This window comes from Paenibacillus sp. VMFN-D1 (assembly GCF_003386155.1).
In the GTDB taxonomy this organism is placed as follows: Bacteria; Bacillota; Bacilli; order Paenibacillales; family Paenibacillaceae; genus Paenibacillus_AQ; species Paenibacillus_AQ favisporus.
Map to the genome: position 1 here is coordinate 109,645 of NZ_QRDU01000006.1, position 17,539 is coordinate 127,183.

16 protein-coding genes are annotated in these 17,539 nt (G+C 51.6%); 10 read left to right on the forward strand and 6 right to left on the reverse strand.

The annotated features are described in order from the left end of the window. Positions 1-534: 534 nt before the first annotated feature. On the forward strand, positions 535-1,878 hold the full coding sequence (locus tag C7820_RS29150) for a hemolysin family protein (protein ID WP_116234039.1): 1,344 nt from the start codon (positions 535-537) through the stop codon (positions 1,876-1,878). 234 nt (positions 1,879-2,112) lie between these two features. Further along, positions 2,113-4,455 carry an S-layer homology domain-containing protein gene (locus C7820_RS29155; RefSeq protein ID WP_181909232.1) on the forward strand — a complete coding sequence of 781 codons (2,343 nt, stop codon included), beginning with the start codon at positions 2,113-2,115 and terminating at the stop codon, positions 4,453-4,455. Positions 4,456-4,507: 52 nt separating this feature from the next. On the opposite strand, the gene C7820_RS29160 is transcribed toward C7820_RS29155, so the two are convergent. Further along, positions 4,508-5,341 carry a helix-turn-helix transcriptional regulator gene (locus C7820_RS29160; protein ID WP_116234041.1) on the reverse strand — a complete coding sequence of 278 codons (834 nt, stop codon included), beginning with the start codon at positions 5,339-5,341 and terminating at the stop codon, positions 4,508-4,510. Between the two features lie 170 nt (positions 5,342-5,511). On the opposite strand from C7820_RS29160, the gene C7820_RS29165 reads away from it, so the two are divergent. From C7820_RS29165 to C7820_RS29190, 6 genes are all read left to right on the forward strand, one after another. Beyond that, positions 5,512-6,453: an NAD-dependent epimerase/dehydratase family protein gene (locus C7820_RS29165; RefSeq protein WP_116234042.1), complete on the forward strand. Its 942-nt coding sequence runs from the start codon at positions 5,512-5,514 to the stop codon at positions 6,451-6,453. A 45-nt stretch (positions 6,454-6,498) separates the two neighbouring features. Continuing rightward, a complete protein-coding gene (locus C7820_RS34150; protein ID WP_397334232.1) occupies positions 6,499-6,600 on the forward strand; it encodes an NAD-dependent epimerase/dehydratase family protein in 102 nt (33 codons plus the stop codon). Between the two features lie 196 nt (positions 6,601-6,796). Continuing rightward, positions 6,797-7,651, forward strand: a complete 855-nt coding sequence (locus C7820_RS29170; protein WP_089550357.1) for a MurR/RpiR family transcriptional regulator — start codon at positions 6,797-6,799, stop codon at positions 7,649-7,651. Between the two features lie 24 nt (positions 7,652-7,675). Continuing rightward, positions 7,676-8,191, forward strand: a complete 516-nt coding sequence (locus C7820_RS29175; protein WP_116234043.1) for a mismatch-specific DNA-glycosylase — start codon at positions 7,676-7,678, stop codon at positions 8,189-8,191. Positions 8,192-8,805: 614 nt separating this feature from the next. Continuing rightward, on the forward strand, positions 8,806-9,981 hold the full coding sequence (locus C7820_RS29185) for a response regulator (RefSeq protein WP_116234045.1): 1,176 nt from the start codon (positions 8,806-8,808) through the stop codon (positions 9,979-9,981). A 541-nt stretch (positions 9,982-10,522) separates the two neighbouring features. Further along, positions 10,523-10,777 (forward strand): hypothetical protein, encoded by a 255-nt coding sequence (locus C7820_RS29190; RefSeq protein WP_181909233.1) that lies wholly within the window; start codon positions 10,523-10,525, stop codon positions 10,775-10,777. Positions 10,778-11,246: 469 nt separating this feature from the next. Here the strand turns inward: C7820_RS29190 and C7820_RS29195 are convergent, their stop codons facing one another. From C7820_RS29195 to qoxA, 5 genes are all read right to left on the reverse strand, one after another. Beyond that, positions 11,247-12,365, reverse strand: a complete 1,119-nt coding sequence (locus C7820_RS29195; protein ID WP_181909234.1) for an acyltransferase — start codon at positions 12,363-12,365, stop codon at positions 11,247-11,249. A 181-nt stretch (positions 12,366-12,546) separates the two neighbouring features. Then, positions 12,547-12,828: a cytochrome aa3 quinol oxidase subunit IV gene (gene qoxD / locus C7820_RS29200; protein ID WP_076173618.1), complete on the reverse strand. Its 282-nt coding sequence runs from the start codon at positions 12,826-12,828 to the stop codon at positions 12,547-12,549. Position 12,829: 1 nt separating this feature from the next. Then, positions 12,830-13,426, reverse strand: coding sequence for a cytochrome aa3 quinol oxidase subunit III (qoxC, locus tag C7820_RS29205; RefSeq protein ID WP_105445023.1), 597 nt, complete (start codon positions 13,424-13,426; stop codon positions 12,830-12,832). Continuing rightward, the gene (gene qoxB / locus C7820_RS29210) at positions 13,423-15,369 is read right to left on the reverse strand and encodes a cytochrome aa3 quinol oxidase subunit I (protein ID WP_089548517.1); all 1,947 of its coding nucleotides are present in this window, start codon (positions 15,367-15,369) and stop codon (positions 13,423-13,425) included. The genes qoxC and qoxB overlap by 4 nt, the downstream gene beginning before the upstream one ends. A gap of 27 nt (positions 15,370-15,396) precedes the next feature. Beyond that, entirely contained in the window at positions 15,397-16,347 is a 951-nt protein-coding gene (gene qoxA / locus C7820_RS29215; RefSeq protein WP_397334233.1) for a cytochrome aa3 quinol oxidase subunit II, read from the reverse strand. A 220-nt stretch (positions 16,348-16,567) separates the two neighbouring features. On the opposite strand from qoxA, the gene C7820_RS29220 reads away from it, so the two are divergent. Then, the gene (locus C7820_RS29220; RefSeq protein ID WP_116234047.1) at positions 16,568-16,780 is read left to right on the forward strand and encodes a hypothetical protein; all 213 of its coding nucleotides are present in this window, start codon (positions 16,568-16,570) and stop codon (positions 16,778-16,780) included. Then, the gene (locus C7820_RS29225) at positions 16,773-17,495 is read left to right on the forward strand and encodes an HAD family hydrolase (RefSeq protein WP_116234048.1); all 723 of its coding nucleotides are present in this window, start codon (positions 16,773-16,775) and stop codon (positions 17,493-17,495) included. Before C7820_RS29220 ends, C7820_RS29225 begins: the two co-directional genes overlap by 8 nt. Positions 17,496-17,539: the final 44 nt, after the last annotated feature.

A 17,539-nucleotide genomic window follows, 5' to 3' on the forward strand; every position in this document is an offset into this window, starting at 1 on the left:
TTTTGTTGAAGAAGTATGAGCACAGAGATAGAGGCTTCCTCATGTAAAAGAAACTTTCGATAGAACAGGATCAGGCTTCTTCTAAGCACGCTGATAGTCCTTTTTTCTTTAGGTCTGTTTCTTCTGTAACAGTTGCACCCGGAGGAAAAGGGGATTGAGGCGTAAAGTTTACGTGCCGCCTTTGAATTCGTGTTGTGACCACCTAATAAAATCCCAAACAACACGAATTCAACAGCGGCTGAAGCCCAATGCCCGTTCCTCCCACGCGCCAAAAGTCGAAGTCCAGGCATCTCCACATCACAGGTCAACCCCAACCGAATTCAACAGCGGCTGAAGCCCAATGCCCGTTCCTCCCACGCGCCAAAAGTCGAAGTCCAGGTATATTCATCCCCGCCTCGTCCATCCTAAGTCCATGCGTTTCCCCTCAAAATTGGGTATATACATTCCAAGAGATTATTCATCCGTTAAACATAAAGGAGGTGCTCCTTATCCTGGCCGCTCACCGCCGCCCAAGGCGCAGGGTAAGGAAATGCTGTGGAAATTGTGAAAATCATATTCGTTGTTCTGCTCATCGCATTAACCGCGTTCTTCGTCGCCTCCGAATATTCGGTGATCCGGGTCAGAGTGTCCCGCATTAACCAATTGGTGACCGAAGGCAATAAAAATGCCCGCGCGGTCAAACATATCATTTCCCGCCTGGACGAGTTTCTGTCCGCCTGCCAGCTCGGAACGACGTTGACCTCGATGGCTCTCGGCTGGCTGGGGGAATCCACCGTGGAGCGAATGATCCATCCGCTGTTTGAGCTCATGCATACACCCGAGTCGGTGGAGAGCATCGTGTCGTTCATTATCGCCTTTTTGATCCTGACCTACTTTGAAGTCGTGATCGGGGAACTCGTGCCGAAAAGCTTTGCGATCCAGATCGCTGAACCGATGGCATTGTTTTTCGCCCGTCCGCTGATTATTTTTTACAAAATCACGTATCCCTTCAACTGGATATTGAGCCGTTCCTCGCGCGTCATTACCGGCATCTTCGGGGTTAAGCCCATATCGGAGGAAGACGCCGCGTTAAGCGAAGCTGAGCTCCGTTTTGCGCTCACCGAAGGGTATCGCAGCGGCGAAATTACGCCGACCGAGTACCGCTATCTCAACAACGTCTTTGATTTCGATGAACGGGACGCACGGGAAATCATGGTGCCGCGGACTTCCATCCGTTACGTCTCCCACGATGCGACGGTACGGGATGTACTGAATGTCATCGAGAGCAAAACGTTCAATTACCTGCCGGTTGCGGTAGATGGCGATAAGGACCGCGTAACCGGGATTATCCACGTCAAAGAAATGCTGCACCAAGTCGTCCGGCGCGTAACCGGCGAAGACGAGAAGATCACGCCTTTTATCCGTCCGGTTCTGCAGGTGATAGAAACCGTTCAGGCGAGAGATCTGCTGGCTCAGATGCAGAAGGCGGGCATCAATATGGCGGTGCTGATGGACGAGTACGGGGGAACGTCGGGTCTGGTCACGATGGAGGATATTCTGGAGGAGATTGTGGGAGATATTCCTTCGGGTTCCGGCGGCCCGCAGCCAGCGGGATCTCTGCTGATCACGAAGCTGGAGGATAACCGCTACCGTTTTCAGCCGCAAGCGCTCATCCATGACGTGAACAAAAAGCTGGGGACCAATATCCCGGCGGGGGATGAAGTGTACACGATCGGCGGCTGGCTGCTGTCGCAAAAGTTCGATCTTGCCGAGGGGGATGTCATCCGGCAGGACGACTGCGAATTTGCCATTCGGCGCATGGAAGGGCCGATGATCCGGGAGATCGAGGTCGTTAAGCACGAACCCGAGCCGGAGCTGCCGGAAGCAGGGGAGGACTAACGGTTTGAGTTTAGGAGCTCTATACAGTGGTGAGTGGTGAGCTTGGGAGTGACGAAGACAAACGTAAGAGGGCCTTTCGGGACAGCCGTGGGCCCTTTTCTTGTGGTTGTATCACGTGCTCTGCGGAATATTTATGGTAAGGAGGGTGGGATGTAAGGAATTTGGCGCGTGTATCGCGAACGAATAAAATTGATTTTTCAAATGACCGTTTCAATTAAAATTGGGGGAACGAACATGGTACGCAAAGCTTTAACCGTAGTGACGGCACTTGGCGTGTTTATGGCTGCCGCTCTGCCGACAGGTGCACTGGCCAAAACCGTTGATGATTTCACCGATCTGCAGGGAGTGGACATCACGACCAAAGCAAAACTGGAAACCTTGATCCAGGCAGGCGTTTTTCAGGGGGTCTCCGAGGACCGTTTTGGACTTAATGACACACTTACACGGGCCCAGTTCGCTAAGGTGCTGGCGCTTATTTTGAATCTAAAGGTCGATTCCAGCATAACAAAATCCTCGTTTAAGGACGTTAAGGCCGATGATCCGGGAAACGGATACGCACTGCCTTACATCGAAGCTCTCAAGCAGGCGGGGATTACCACGGGGAACGCCGACGGAATGTATAATCCGGCAGGGAATGTGACGAAGGAGCAACTGGCCGCTTTTCTGATCCGGGGATTGGGGAAAGAAGGGGAAGCCAAATCAACGCCTGGTGTTTCGAGTGATACGGTATCCGATTGGGCTGCAAATTATGTAGCCTTGGCTCTTCAGCTTAAATTGCTGGATGGATCTGTAAACGACTTTAAAGGTTCTGCAAGCCGCGATGACCTGATTGACGGTTTGTCCAATAGCGGAACATATCACTATGGCAATAATCAACCGTTTCGAGTCTACGGCGTTGAGCAGACGGGGGCGAGCCGCCTTCAGGTAAATCTCAGCCGTTACAGATCAAATGAAGAGCTGTCCTTTAAAGTCGTCAGTAAAAAGTATGGCGAAGTAACCGTTAAGGCGGTGGAATGGAGCGGGACAAAAGCGACCCTCATCTTGGACCGCAAGCTGGAAGAGGACTCATATGACATCACATTGACCGGAACTGGGCCGATCGATGAGAAGTATACGCAGGGTTCAACATCTACCCATACGGAGAAGCTTACCAGCATCAAATTTACCGATCCCAGCGATACGGTTGCCTGGGTCAAAGAGATTCCTGTTCATTTTGCTCCGTTAAACCAATTTGGTGAATCTATGAATCTGACCGCCGACGATTTTGACATTTCTTCCTCCGAAGTTTTGACGACCGTCAAAGGGGAGCCCGCCGTACTGGTCCACATGAACAACTCAGCCATGAGAAGAGGTGACCGGTTTACCGTTTCCATCATGGAACCGAATGGAGGGGTGGCAGTGACCCGCATCTTTTCCATCGGAGATCCGGTGATCGTAGCAAAGCTGGAATCGAAAGGGATTACGGACGCCTCGGGCAAAGCAACCGACTCGCTCATGAGCGGGGAGCAGGCGTATTGGAACTTTACGGCATACAATCAGTATGGCGACCAAATCCGTGACCTAGAAACTCTAACAAAATATATTAGCGTCATTTCAGATAAAAGTCAGTTGAAGTTTGGCGGCATATCGGTATCTTCAGGTAATTCGGCTCAAACCTATGCCCGGCTCGTCGCAGATACTTCGTCAGAAATTCAGGTGAAGGCAACGCTAAGCGCCGCCAGTACGGGAGGTACGTTCCAATCCACGCTTACGCTGAAGCCGAAGCCTGTCGTAGAGCCTGCGCCGGTATATTCGCCTCCGGCCAGCACGCCTTCGCCCGACCCTGAACCGCCGGTAGAGGAGAATCCCGCAGCAGTAGTGGAGGAGATTGGGCTTGCGGGTTTGACTTCCGAATCAGTAAATGTCCAGCCGATGACGAAGAATGCCAAGAAGCTGTACTACGCAGTCATTCCGTCGGCGGATGCGACTGCTGAGCTGACGGCTGAAGAGGTAAAGAACTATAAGGCAGCCCACCCTGCATCGATTAGTGGAACCGTGGATGTAACATCAACCTCTGTGAACACGAAAACAACCATTTCGCTGAGCAACCTTTCCCCTAAGACCAAGTACAAAGTATTTGTTGTGTCGGAGAATGGAGAGGGGCTTTTATCCGAAGTGAAGACGGCGGAGATGGAGACGAGGTTTAAAGTAGATATCCATTTCCTAAATGTTGAAAGAGACGTTGGAGACAACAGTGCAAAAATTAATGCCGTCGTTATTTATCCAGATGATTCCGTTTTGTCCCCGGGTGAGGAGATTCCCACCATAAAGGAAACGGAAATATTCTATACATTAGATAAATCAAAAGACTTAAGCATTGATGATGTGCTTTTACGTGGAGGATTAGATCAACCGACACTTGGTTCCGGGAAAAAGATATCCAGCGGTGGTATGGACAATATTAATATAGATTCGATTCCTTTGGAAAGCGGGGAATATACGTTCTACGTCGTTGCCAAACAAGGAAATTTCTACTCCGAGGTTGAAACGCGTACATTCCAATGGCAGGAGGATTCTGTCCCACCGGTTATACCTTAATTAAAGTTAAGAGCACCCAAACTCATTTGGGTGCTCTTTTTATAGCCCATATTCATTTGCTTATTCCCCGTACCATCTCCCCCAGCCGCTCATACGCGGCCGGACTTGCCGTATACACCATCAGCTGCAAATCCGGATTCCCCGAAGGCTGGAGGTTGATATACTCGAATTCCAGCAGGCCGATCCCGGCAACCTCCCACCGTTTGTAACAATCCGCTGCCTGGCTGATGTCCTGGCGGCCCCAGTAGAACCGGAACGGTTCACTCGTTTCCAGCAGCTCCTGGATAAGCGCCTGCACATCGGGATCTCCCGGGTAGCGGGCACAATCCGCCCGGAATCTTGCAATCATGACCTGCACCTTCTCATCCCGCTCCGCTTCGCTCATGCGCAGGGTGGATTCAGTCAGGAACCGTATCAGCCAGTTTGGCCTGGCGGTATGGTCCGTGAACACGGGCAGATCGAATACGAGCTCGGCGGCGTGGTTCCATACGAGCAGATCCCATTTTCGGTCTATGACCAGCGCCGGATTCGGGTCTAGGGACCGGACTGTTCTCTCCAGCCCGGCTGGCAGGAGCGGTGCTTTATTCGTTCCCGCGGAATCCTGCGCTTTGACAAGTCGATACAGATACTGCCGCTCATATTCATTCAGCTTCAATGCCCGGGCCAGGCTGTCCAGCACCTGGTTGGACGGATTGGTCTGCCTGCCCTGCTCGAGAGCGGTATACCATGATATACCGATATGCGCGAGCTGAGCCACTTCTTCGCGGCGGAGTCCCGGGGTCCGGCGCCTGCCCAGTGAGGGTAAACCCACATCCGATGGATGCAGCTGCTCCCGGCGTGCGCGCAAAAACGCGCCCAATGTGAACCCTCCCGATGCTTCATTCATGCAGCAAAACCTCCTTATCCTGACACTGCCAATGGTACGTTACGCACAGGAGGGCAGTGCTTTTTTGAATGATTCATAATGTTGGAGAACGACCTTCCGGATGCCTAGCTGGATGTATCGATCCGGGATAGAGCCCGGCGGTTTTACGACTGTAAGGAGGAATCAAGCATATGATCATGATTACCGGAGGGATGGGTTTCATCGGCCTCCATGCCGCCCGTGCGCTCCTTGATCTCGGCGAAGACATTATCATTACCCGTTATCGTGAGGATCGTCTGCCGTCTTTTCTTGTCCCCTATTTGAACAAAAGGCTGTTTATCGAGACGGTGGACGTGCTTCAACCAGAATCCCTGCTGGGAGCAGGAAAAAAGCACGCGGTCACCGGGCTTATGCATCTGGCGTCTCCCCGTATGAACGTGCCGCCCGCAGAGGGGACGCAGCAAACCGTGCAAAGCCTGCTCCATGTTCTGGAGTGCGGCAGCCGGTTAGAGGTGAGACGTGTCGTCCTTGCCAGTTCCATTGCGGTCTACGCGGGAGTGGAGATGCCGCTGTGGCGGGAGGAGGACACTTTGCCGGTACAGGCTCCCTATCCGATGACGGCGTACAAAAAAGTGACGGAGACGATAGGCGATTTTTATTCCCGGCAAGCCGGACTAGAGGTGGTCAGCGCTCGCTTTTCCGCCTTTGGCCCGCTGGCCCGCGGACTGTACTTCCTGCCGGCCCAGGCTGTCCACGCAGCCGTCAATGGCCTACCGCTGTCGTCTTATTTGCGGGGAGGACTGCTCCCCTACGAAGAAGAAGGCATGGATGTGGCCTATGTCACGGACACGGCTGAGGCGCTGGCCCGGCTGCAGACGGCCCCATCTCTGGCCCATTCCGTCTACAACATCGGAACCGGGCAGGTAACGACCCATAAACAGATGGTCGAAGCCATTCTGCGGGTCATACCGGACGCGAGACTGGAGCTGCGTTCCGGGAAGGGAGACGGACCGCAGTATCCTGCCATGGACATTTCCCGGATTTATGAGGAGCTTGGATGGCAGCCCAGGTATACCCTGGACCTTGCGATTGCCGAATATGCAACTTGGTTAAGGGATGGTAACCCTTTTTAATCCCATAGATGTATCTATATTATATCGACGCAAAGGAATCATGACATGAAAATTTTGATAACGGGAGCAACCGGCCGCGTTGGGAGGCGCCTGGTGCCGCGGCTGTTGGATCAAGCCTATTCCGTCAGTGTACCGTGCGCCGAATGAAGGGGCCCTTTAGTGCATGCCCGCTTCCCCATCCCCTCGGCTTGCAATCCTCTTTTTTTGCCTATACAATAAAATTGTATTGTTGTTGGAGAAATTAACCTCCATTATTTATGATTTGGGAATTTATCTCCTAAAATGAATGCAGGTTAATAACCGCGAACCGGCTTAAAAGAGGAAGGGGAAGATACAAGTGTCCATGGTGCAGGAAATGGGAAAGACCCTGCTGAGCATCCGCAGCCATCTGAACGGACTGACGAAAACCGAGCAGAAGGTGGCCCAATACATTTTGGAGCATGCCCAGGATATTATCTATGAATCGGTGACAGAGCTCGCCGAGAAGGCGGATGTCGGGGAAACGACGGTGCTCCGCTTCTGCCGCAAGCTGAAGTTTCAGGGCTTTCAGGACTTCAAGCTGTCTTTGGCGCAGGATCTGGTGAAGCCGACGGACCATATTCATAAAGAGATTTCCGAGGATGACGACGCGGTCACGCTCAGCCAGAAAATTATCGGTACGCACATCCAGACCCTCGACCAGACGCGCGAGCTAATCAATGGGGAGCAGCTGAGCAAAGCGATTGAGTGCCTGCTAAGCGCATCGTCCATCCACTTTTTTGGAGTGGGGTCCTCGGGCCTGACGGCGATGCAGGGCGCTCACAGCTTTGCCCGGATCGGCAAGCGGAGTACGGCGGTCGCGGATACCCATTTTCAGGCGATGGGCGCTTCGCTTATGACGAGCAGCGACGTAGCCGTAGGCTTGTCCATCTCGGGCAGCACCAAGGATACGATCGACAATCTGAATTTGGCGAAAAAGGCGGGTGCCCGCATTATTGCGATTACGAGCAACGCCCGTTCCCCGATTACGAAGGTGGCGGACATCGTGCTGATTATGGTAGGCCGGGAGAATCCGCTTCAGGGAAGCTCTTTGTCGGCGAAAATGTCCCAGCTGGCCGTCATCGACATGCTGAACGTCGCCGTATCTTTGCGGATGAAGGATGAAGCGCTGAAGTACCGGGAGATCACGGCCAAAGCGACATCGGATAAATTGTACTAACCGGAAATAAAGGAGGGGATGAGGATGCCCGAGGTACCAGATCATCTCGATGATGGCTTGTCCATCCTGTTTATCGGCTTTAATCCCAGCCTGCAGTCCGGAGAAACCGGGCACCATTACGCTAACCCGCGGAACAATTTTTACCGTATTTTGCACCGCTCAGGGCTGACGCCGAGACTGTACGATGCTTCGGAGGACCAGGACCTTCTGAAGCTCGGCTACGGTTTCACGAATATTGTGGCAAGACCAACCCGGGGCGTGGACGATATCGAGCGGCAGGAGTACGCGGAGGGAAGGGAGATTCTCCGGAGAAAACTGCGGCAGTACCTGCCGCGGATCGCCTGTTTTGTCGGCAAAGGCGTGTACACGGAATACAGCCGGCGCTCCAAAGTGGATTGGGGATTTCAGCCGGACCCCGTCATCCCGGAAATCCATGAGTTTGTGGCCCCCAGCTCAAGCGGGCTCGTGCGGATGCCGATGGAGGAGATCGTCGGAATCTACCGCCGGCTGGCGGAGTTTATAGAGAAGCAGGGATCCTGACTTGCACCGGCCCATCGAAGCAGGCGAAGCTCATTGGAAGCCCGGCTTTTTTGCGTTCAAAACCTGCGGGTAACGAGACAGAAGGACACAGATAGTTCCCATTGTCCTTTCAGCTACATATAAGTAGAATAAGGTGCTGAGCGTGAAGACCGCCGGCACAGCCTTTACAGCGTGACACCTCAGATAATGGAGGATTTCCAATATGTCCAAAAGGAACCTCACCAAAAGGAATGACACCAAAAGAAATGACGCCAAAAGAAAGCTTCGTCCGAAAAAGAGGCGCCGGCAGTCCGCAGAAGATCAAAAACTGAACCAACTCGCGTATACCTCGTCATTTATTGTTATCATTGCTTTAATTATAAAATTGATCAATATCGCGTTCTACAGTTAAAGGTCGTTTGTCCTCCGTACTTAAATTCACTAATTTACTAAACGAATTGAAGCGATGCCGAATTAATGATACGCTCGAGTGGGGTAATCGTGGAGCAGCTCTGTGATGAAGCTTTTTTGCGGGGCTGCTTGCGGTATTGCCGTAAATGATCTGACTCTAGCACAAAATCGCATCATTAGAAGACGTCGTGTTCGAAATGGCCTGAAAGGAGAACGCATAAACCTTGAAGATTATTCTTGTTGATGACGAATATCTTGCTTTGAAGAAAATGGAACGGCTCCTGCAGTCGCTGGAAGGCGTAAATCTGGAGCCGCTGACTGTTCGAGCCTTCCAAAGCCCTCTTCAAGCGCTGGATGCAGCGGCGGAGGACGCCCCGGACCTTGCCTTCCTGGATATCGATATGCCGGAAATGACGGGTTTTGAACTGGCTGACCGCCTGCTCGGGATGTATCCCGGTCTGGAGGTAGTGTTTGTAACCGCCTATCAGGAGTTTGCTATAAAAGCTTTTGAGATTAACGCGCTGGACTATTTGCTCAAACCGATTCATCCCGATCGACTGGCTGTCACGATGAAACGGGTGGCTTCCTCACCGCCGGCGGGTGCCCCTTCAGAAGAGGAGGGCCGATCCGAAAATCATATGATGCTTTGCTGCCTGAAAAACCTGCACTTTCGATCCGCCGACGGCAAGCCCCAGTCTTTTTCATGGAGAACCCTGAAGGCACCGGAACTGTTTGCGTATCTGATCTATTACCGGAATAAAACCGTAAGCAAGCAAACCCTGATCGACCTGTTATGGCCGGATTTTAACCTGAAGAGAGCGACAACCCAGCTTCACACGGCCATTTATCAAATTAGGAAAACAATTAAAACGAGCGGCATGGATCTACATATCAAGTTTCAGGATGAAGGGTACCGGCTTGAATTCGGAAATGTGACGCTGGATATCGAGGAATGGGAAAAAGATCTGCGCAATGCCCCGCCAGTGGCGCCTGAAAGCCTACCGGAGCATATCGCCATCATGGATAAGTACCCTGGAGATTTTCTGGATGAACACGGGTACGGGTGGGCAGAGCCCGAACAGGAGCGCACCCGGCTGCTCTGGTTTGACCATGCGAAGAGAATCGCCGAATGCTGTGCTGGTCTTGAACAGCATGCGGAAGCTATCGGATTGTATCAGGAAATGATCCGAAAAATGCCTTACAGGGAAGAGGGATACGAAGGATTAATGAAGCTGTATGCCTCCCTCAATCAACGGGTCGGAGTCCGCCGGCTGTACCAGCAGATGACATCGGTTTTCTTGGAAGACTACGATATGGTTCCCAGTAAAGAGATCTCAGCCTGGTTCGAGGCGTGGGAGAAGGAACGCGTGTATGAGAAGGAAGAAGCAGACGTCCAATAAAGAGCGTTTAAGCGTGAACTTCCGCTGTTAAGGGAAATGCTTTGCAGGCTCTTGTTTTTTGGAAGCTATGTCTACGATCTTGTATAATACTTGTTCTTTTATGAGAATCTCCTTGATTTCTGCGTCGGACATTGTACTATATTTGAGCAACGTTTCCTTGAGAATGCGCGTAACTTCCATGGATCCTCCTCAAATATCTTTATCTCTGACGTATCGGTCCCAAATCTCGGGTTCCACGATATAAAGTATATGTTTGTATTATACAAAGTAGAAATGAACTTTATCTGAATATAGCATGGGAATGAAGAAGAAAACGGGTGCTGGAATAAGCATCCGTTTGTTTTTTTAGAAAAGCCTAAGTGTGTTAAAGGTCTGTTTTTTGTCCATATTCAGAATTTATCCAGTCCGTTATGGTTTAATCGGAGTATGCTGGGTATCAGTATATTAATGCCTGATCCGCCGTCTCTGCGGCGAGAAGACAAATAAAAGGTTATGTGGTGATCATATGAAACTATCCGACAAACAAATGGAAGCCCTAAGCATGGCTCAAAAACATGGCGGGCGGCTGCAACGCTGGAAGCATGGCGGGTATTGGACTTATGAGAGGGAGCCGGATGACTCCCGGAACCTATCGAAGCCGGGGTGGTATTGTACGACCAATACCGTTTTTGCGCTCGTTCGGCGGGGGCTTGTGAAGATGGACCACTGGGAGAGCTGCACGCTTACACCGGAACCGAAACGCGTCTTATTTGCAGGGATGGTCTGGGAAGAGAAATCCGGGAAGAAAAGCGGGTGACCACCGATTAAGATCAAACTATGGGCAGGCATCTTGATTGCTCTGGGCGCAGCCTTGCTCGCATTCAAGAAGAAACACGCAGCCCAAAAGCAGTTGTAGTATAAGGCAAGTAGGGTAAAGTAAGCAGGATCAAAGCAATGTAAACGAAGTAGTATAAAGCAAGCAGCCTGCCGCATAAAACGGCAGGCTGCTTTTTCATCCATGAATCCAGCGGAGCGGACGGGTCGATTCCGGAGAAACGGAGTGGTCGCCTTTGTCAGCCCATGTTAACCTCAGAGTGGTCTATATCATCCAAAACATGGGCTGGCAACAGCGATCGGAGGAATGAGCCGTTTGCGCAGTGGACTTACAGATGTTGCAGTTCTTTAGTGAACTTGAGTTCGACATTGTTCTTGATCTTATCGATTCTGATCTTCACGACTTTCCTGCTCTTTCTGGGCCAACAGGCTGCGCAGCTTCATTCCCAAGCTCACATCGTTCCGCTCTGAGAGGCGCCGCGGTTGTTCCGGGCCTTCCATTTGGATTCCCCGACAAGATAGACGCCGAGCGGCGTATGCATGAGGAGCCAAGTGATCAGCCAGGATGCGGCCAGCGCAGCAGCCCCGCCTGCCCAGGTGAGCAGGTGATAGGCGATCGGGCCGCTCGTCATCACAAAATGCCGCCACAAAATCAGGAAGTAGGGATGTATAAAGTAAATGCCGAAGGCGCAGGATCCGAGAGAAAACAGTACTTTTTGAAGTCGAGGTTTCCCTTCCAGGATTCGAACGAACAGCACCAAAAATACACACGCAATGCTGCAGTAGGCGTAATCCGTTATAAAGTTGATGTTGGATAGAAAAGGCTGGCGAATCCAATGGGGGCTAGCCAGCTGCAGCCATTTTTGCACGATAAAGAGCATTGCGGATCCCAGAAACAGAGCCGTCCACCGGTAGTTCCATTTCGGCGTTTCATCAGAAGACAAGCCCTTTAACCGTTCGGCCATGTAGGCACCCAAAAAGAAATAAACGAAGTAGGTCATCACGAAGGTCCCGGTTTTATGCATATGGAGCACGTAATAATTCAGCAGATAGAAGGCGATTTGCAGCACAGCCCCCACGAGTATGGGATGCCGCCGGACCTGTCCTATCTTTTGAAACAACAGCGATAATAGAGGAAACAGCACATAAAACTGGGCGATAATGATCATGAAATACAAATGGTCATAGCTGCCGCCAAGCGGCAAGCCTCTAAGAAACTTACGGAGACCGTCTGAGAATGAAATATGCTGGATATACGACAGATAAGTGGAGTAATACACGGACCAGAACAAGTAAGGCAGCAGAATCCGCTTTAAGCGTTTCCAATAAAAAAGCAGCCAGTTGCCCTGAACGCCGCCGTCATAGCGGTAGAACAGGACGAGCGAGCTCAAAAACAGAAACGCCGGTACGGCAAATTGAGAAGCCGCATTCAGGATAAAATAGAGCGGGTACACGGTGGAATCCATGGACAGAAAGGCTACCGGATAGGATGTCACATGGATGGTGACTACAGCCAGAATAGCAATGCCGCGCAAGAGATCCAAATAGGTGATCCTCTGTTTTTGGGCCAATACTTTGTTCGCCTCCATTGGAACGTTATCGTATGGCAACAATTGACGAGCCAATGGTTAGATTCGATTTAGCATAAAAACATTCCTTTTTTAACAGAAAAAAATAATACAATGAAAAAAGGCTTTCCTGACCCTTAGGATCAGAAAAGCCTTTGATTCATCTGAGCTCAAGCTGAGCTTCTTACCATCCCCACAGCATCGTGAAGAGCGTACCGAAGATCGTAACCAGTCCGACGAACAACGCATAAGCAATGTTGAAGTACAGCGACTTTTTGTTGTCGGTCTCGCCGATGTGCATGAACAGTACGAGCTGCAGCGACGCCTGGATGAGCGCACACACGATCAGGATCCAGAGTCCGGCGGTCGGGTTCAAATCCCAGAACACCACGCCCAGTCCAACCACTGAAAGGATCAGCGAGAAGATGTATCCGATCACGTGCCGTATTGGAAATAAACGTGCCATATTACATCAGTCCTTTCATGTAGACAAAGCTGAAGATGAAGATCCAGACAACGTCAAGGAAGTGCCAGTACAGTGAGAAGATGAACGATTTGTTCGCCGTCTCATCCGTAAAGCCTTGACGGCCGACCTGAATCAGAATGCCGGCGCCCCAGAGAATACCCATCGTCACGTGAAGACCGTGGGTACCGAGCAGGACGAACAAGCTGGACAGGAACGCGCTCGTTTGCAGCGTAGCGCCTTCGTGAACGTAGTTGACGAACTCGGTGATCTCAATGCCCAGGAAGCCGAGACCCATGAGCAGCGTGATGACGAAAAAGATCATCATCGGTTTCTTCAGACCGAGGCGCATGGCGTGAATGCCAAGGCCGCAGGTGAAACTACTGGTCAGGAGCAGGAATGTCTCCCAAATGACGCCGTTCAGTTCGAACAGCTCTTTCCCCGTCGGGCCGCTCCCCGTCCGGTTCCACAGCGTGAAATAGACGGCGAACAGTGTGGAGAAGAGGGCGATCTCTGCCCCGAGGAAGAGCCAGAACCCGAAGATCTTGTTGCTGTTCTCTTCCGTTCTATACTCAAGTGGCAGTGAATCATTTATTTTCATACGGAATCACCCCGCAATTTCTGTTCAGTGGCGGCAATTTCCTCAGGTGAAATGTGATAGCCATGATCGCGTTCGAAGGAACGCAGAGCCAGCATGACTACGACAGCGATACCCGCAATGATTGCAGGAATGAACCAGCTGAATACCAGGAAAAAGCCTAGGAAAAACATAATGACGCCGAGAATGAACGGTTGACCGCTGTTGTTAGGCATATGAATCGGTTCGTAAGGGCCTTCCTCGTAGAGAGGTACCCCGTTGACTTTGGCTTCCCACAGCGCATCCATGGATTTGACGTTAGGTACCTTGGCGAAGTTGTACACCGGCACAGGGCTTGGCGTACTCCATTCCAGCGTACGTGCATCCCATGGATCTCCGTTTTCGTCGCGAGGGCTGTAACGGAAGCTCCAGTAGAAGTTGTAGCACAGAACGACAAAGCCGATGGCCAGGATAAAGGCACCGATCGTAGCCACCATGTTCAGCGGGCCAAAGCCGGTGTCGGCCGAATACGTGTACATCCGGCGCGTCATGCCGCTCAGTCCAAGGAAGAACAGTGGCAGGAAGGCTGTGTTGAAGCCGACGACGATGAGCCAGAAGGCGGTCTTGCCGAGCTTCTCGTTCAGACGGAAACCGAAAATTTTCGGGAACCAGAAGTACATGCCTGCCAGAACCCCGAAGACGGTACCCGGAATCAACACATAGTGGAAGTGGGCAACCAGGAACATCGTGTTATGGTACTGGTAGTCCGCGCTGGCCATCGCCAGCATGACGCCGGTTACGCCGCCGATCGTAAAGATCGGAATAAAGGCCATCGCGTACAGCATCGGTGTCGTGAACGAGATTTTACCTTTCTGCAAGGTAAAGAGCCAGTTGAATATTTTGACGCCGGTCGGTACGGCAATCGCCATCGTCGTGATGGAGAAGAAGCCGTTGACCATAACGCCCGCGCCCATCGTATAGAAGTGGTGAGCCCATACGATAAAGGACAGGAGCGAGATGACCACCATACTGGCAACCATCGATTTATAACCGTACAAATTCTTTTTCGAGAACGTGGAAATAATATCACTGAATATACCGAAGGCCGGCAAAATAACGATATATACTTCAGGGTGTCCCCATACCCAGAACAGGTTGGCCCAGAGCATATCCATACCGCCGTTCGCCATCGTAAAGAACTGGCTGCCGAAGATGCGGTCGAACATCATCAGGGCAAGGGCAACGGTCAGAACCGGGAATGCGAACAGGATGATAACGTTCGTAATCAGGACGGACCAGGTAAACATCGGCATGCGCATCAGTTTCATGCCTGGCGCACGCATTTTCAGAATCGTTACGATAAAGTTGACACCGGTCATCAGCGTACCGATACCGGAAATCTGAAGAGCCAGAGAGTAGAAGTTGTTACCTACGGTCGGGCTGAACTCCAGGCTCGCCAGCGGGAAGTATGCGGTCCAGCCGGCATCCGGCGATCCCCCGATGACGAAGGAAATGTTGAACAGCATCGCTCCGAAGAAGAACATCCAGAAGCTGACGGCGTTCAGTCTAGGGAAAGCTACGTCGCGCGCCCCGATTTGCAGCGGAACGACAACGTTCATAAGTCCGATAACGAACGGCATCGCCATGAACAGGATCATGATAACGCCGTGCGTTGTAAAGATTTCGTTATAGTGCTGCGCATCCAGAAACTTCATTTCCGGAGCCGCGAGCTGCGTACGCATCAGCAGGGCGTCAACCCCGCCGCGGAACAGCATGATGAGTGCGGACAGGATGTACATGACCCCGATCCGCTTATGGTCAACCGTTGTGAGCCATTCGCGCCACAGATAGCCCCACTTTTTAAAATAGGTCAGGCCGATCAGGATGGCGAGGGAAACGACGACGATACTGACCATGGCAGCATAGATCATCGGCTCACCGGTAACAAAAAATTCGTCCCATTTCATGCAGGTAGGTCTCCTTTCCAGTAGATGTTAGTTTCCATGTTCCATGGACCCCATATCTTCCATATTGCTCATATCCGAATGATCCATCGTTTCCGAGCCGGAATCTTTGTCACTGCTGCCGCTGCCGTGATGTCCTTCGGACATATCCATTTCAGGCGGCGGGTTGAACCCGAGGTGCGTGGAAGAGAAGGATTCCCGTCCAACGTAGGAGGTTTTCAGCAGCGCGTTAAATTTGTCCTCAGTCAATTTAGGCGCGGTTTTCTTCACGTCGTCGACCCATTTGCTGAAGTCTCCGGCGCTCATGGACTGTACCTCAAACTCCATCTGTGCATAGCCTTTACCGGAGAAGTTGGAGTTACGTCCCATGAAGGAACCCGGTGTGTCGGCCAGCAGGTGAAGCGTGTTGACCATGTCGCTCATGGCGTACTTCTGTCCGCCAAGCTGCGGCACCCAGAAGCTCGTAATCGGTCCGTAAGAATACAGGCGGAACTCGATCGGGCGGTTTGTAGGAATATTCACATAGTTCACCGTTTCAACGCCTTCTTCAGGGTAACTGAAGTGCCATTTCCAGTTGGACGATGCGGCATAGATAACAAGCGGCTTCTGATCCTCGTAACCGGCAGGAACACTTTCCACCGCACTGGTCGTTTTGACCGTGACAACCGATAGAATGGCCACAATGATAACCGGAATCGCAATCCAGGTGAACTCGAGCCATTTGTTACCTTCTATATGAGGCGGGATATAATCGTCACTGGTTTTGCTTGCCCGGTATTTGGTCAGCATGATGATGTACAAGATGTAAACAACAATCAGGACGAAAGCCATCATCAGGATGGAGAAAATAATCGTGCTGGATTGCGTTTTTGCCTGCGGACCTTTCGGATCTAGTACGATGAGTGACGACGAGTCGCATCCGCTAAGCAGCAACATGATGGATACAAATAAACCAAAAAATAACCATCTTTTTTTCTTCACAGTGAGCTCCTTTCTAGCGTTACATGTAGCTGAATTGGTCTAAAAATAATGAACCTTATAGCCATAGCTTAGTAATCCGGGGGAACGAAAACAAATGCAACAAAAGTAATAAATGTAAATCATTTACAGATATTCTGTGAACATCTTCACATGATTTTTAAAAAAACCTCAAATTGTGCGAAAAATCACTGTAATCGCTGAAAATCGGGGATTTTCATTTTTGTTCAAAATTGCACAAGGCTTTGTCAATGTTGCCAGTTTCGTCACAATTGAAAGGGCTTATCATAAGCCGTTAACCGGATTTTTTCCTGCTGAAACAGCGGCTGAGGAGTCCCAAAAGCCCGCTGTATGGTACAATATGAGGGCTAATGCGGGCAGCAGCCAGCATGCGATCGTGGACAGGCAGTTGGGGGGAGAAAAAGAAAATGGGTAAACAAAGAGCGGTATTTTTTGACGTGGACGATACGCTGTATGACCATTTGGAACCGCTGAGGCAGGCGCTCGATCGCTTGATATCGCCGCCGGACGGCTTTCCTTATGAACAAGTATACCACCGGTTCCGGCACTACAGCGACTTGCTGTCGGCCCGGCATGGACATGTGAATGATCCGGCGAATGCGGGGGATCTGGAGGACATGCGCGAGCAGCGGATTCAGCTGGCCCTTGCGGAGTTCGGCATCGACGTGGACCGGGAGCAGGCGGCTGCGATTCAGGCGGCCTATTTGGAAGGGCAGTTCGACATTCGCCTGTTTCCCGGGGCGCAGGAGCTGATCCGGGAGCTGCAGGAGCGGGGCGATGTGGTCGGCGTGATCACCAATGGCCCGAAGGAACATCAAATGAACAAAGTCCGTGCGCTCGGACTGGACAAGCTTGTGGGCTTGGACCGGGTATTCGTATCCGGGGCAGTGGGCATCGACAAGCCGGATCCCCGGCTGTTCCGCCATGTCAATAAGGTAACGGCAACGGAGCCTGCGGCAAGCTGGTACATCGGCGACTCCTGGAACAACGACGTCATCGGCACGCTGGAGGCGGGGTGGACATCGGTCTGGTTTAACCATCGGAAGGTCGAGCCGTTTGCGACCGGACATCAGCCCCATCATATTCTGGGGGGCTATGGGGAGCTGAGATCCGTTCTGCTGGGCGGCTAGCGGGTGGTTGGCTGTTTTCATGAAAAAAAGGGTGCCAGCATCTA

Bases quoted from the DNA above. Each gene is read 5' to 3' on its own strand.
- C7820_RS34150 (WP_397334232.1), top strand. From the start codon at position 6,499: ATGAAAATTTTGATAACGGGAGCAACCGGCCGCGTTGGGAGGCGCCTG.
- C7820_RS29190 (WP_181909233.1), top strand. From the start codon at position 10,523: ATGGCTCAAAAACATGGCGGGCGGCTGCAACGCTGGAAGCATGGCGGG.
- qoxD (WP_076173618.1), bottom strand. From the start codon at position 12,828: ATGGCACGTTTATTTCCAATACGGCACGTGATCGGATACATCTTCTCG.
- C7820_RS29175 (WP_116234043.1), top strand. From the start codon at position 7,676: ATGCCCGAGGTACCAGATCATCTCGATGATGGCTTGTCCATCCTGTTT.
- C7820_RS29165 (WP_116234042.1), top strand. From the start codon at position 5,512: ATGATCATGATTACCGGAGGGATGGGTTTCATCGGCCTCCATGCCGCC.
- C7820_RS29155 (WP_181909232.1), top strand. From the start codon at position 2,113: ATGGTACGCAAAGCTTTAACCGTAGTGACGGCACTTGGCGTGTTTATG.
- C7820_RS29170 (WP_089550357.1), top strand. From the start codon at position 6,797: ATGGTGCAGGAAATGGGAAAGACCCTGCTGAGCATCCGCAGCCATCTG.
- qoxB (WP_089548517.1), bottom strand. From the start codon at position 15,369: ATGAAATGGGACGAATTTTTTGTTACCGGTGAGCCGATGATCTATGCT.
- C7820_RS29160 (WP_116234041.1), bottom strand. From the start codon at position 5,341: ATGAATGAAGCATCGGGAGGGTTCACATTGGGCGCGTTTTTGCGCGCA.
- C7820_RS29225 (WP_116234048.1), top strand. From the start codon at position 16,773: ATGGGTAAACAAAGAGCGGTATTTTTTGACGTGGACGATACGCTGTAT.
- qoxC (WP_105445023.1), bottom strand. From the start codon at position 13,426: ATGAAAATAAATGATTCACTGCCACTTGAGTATAGAACGGAAGAGAAC.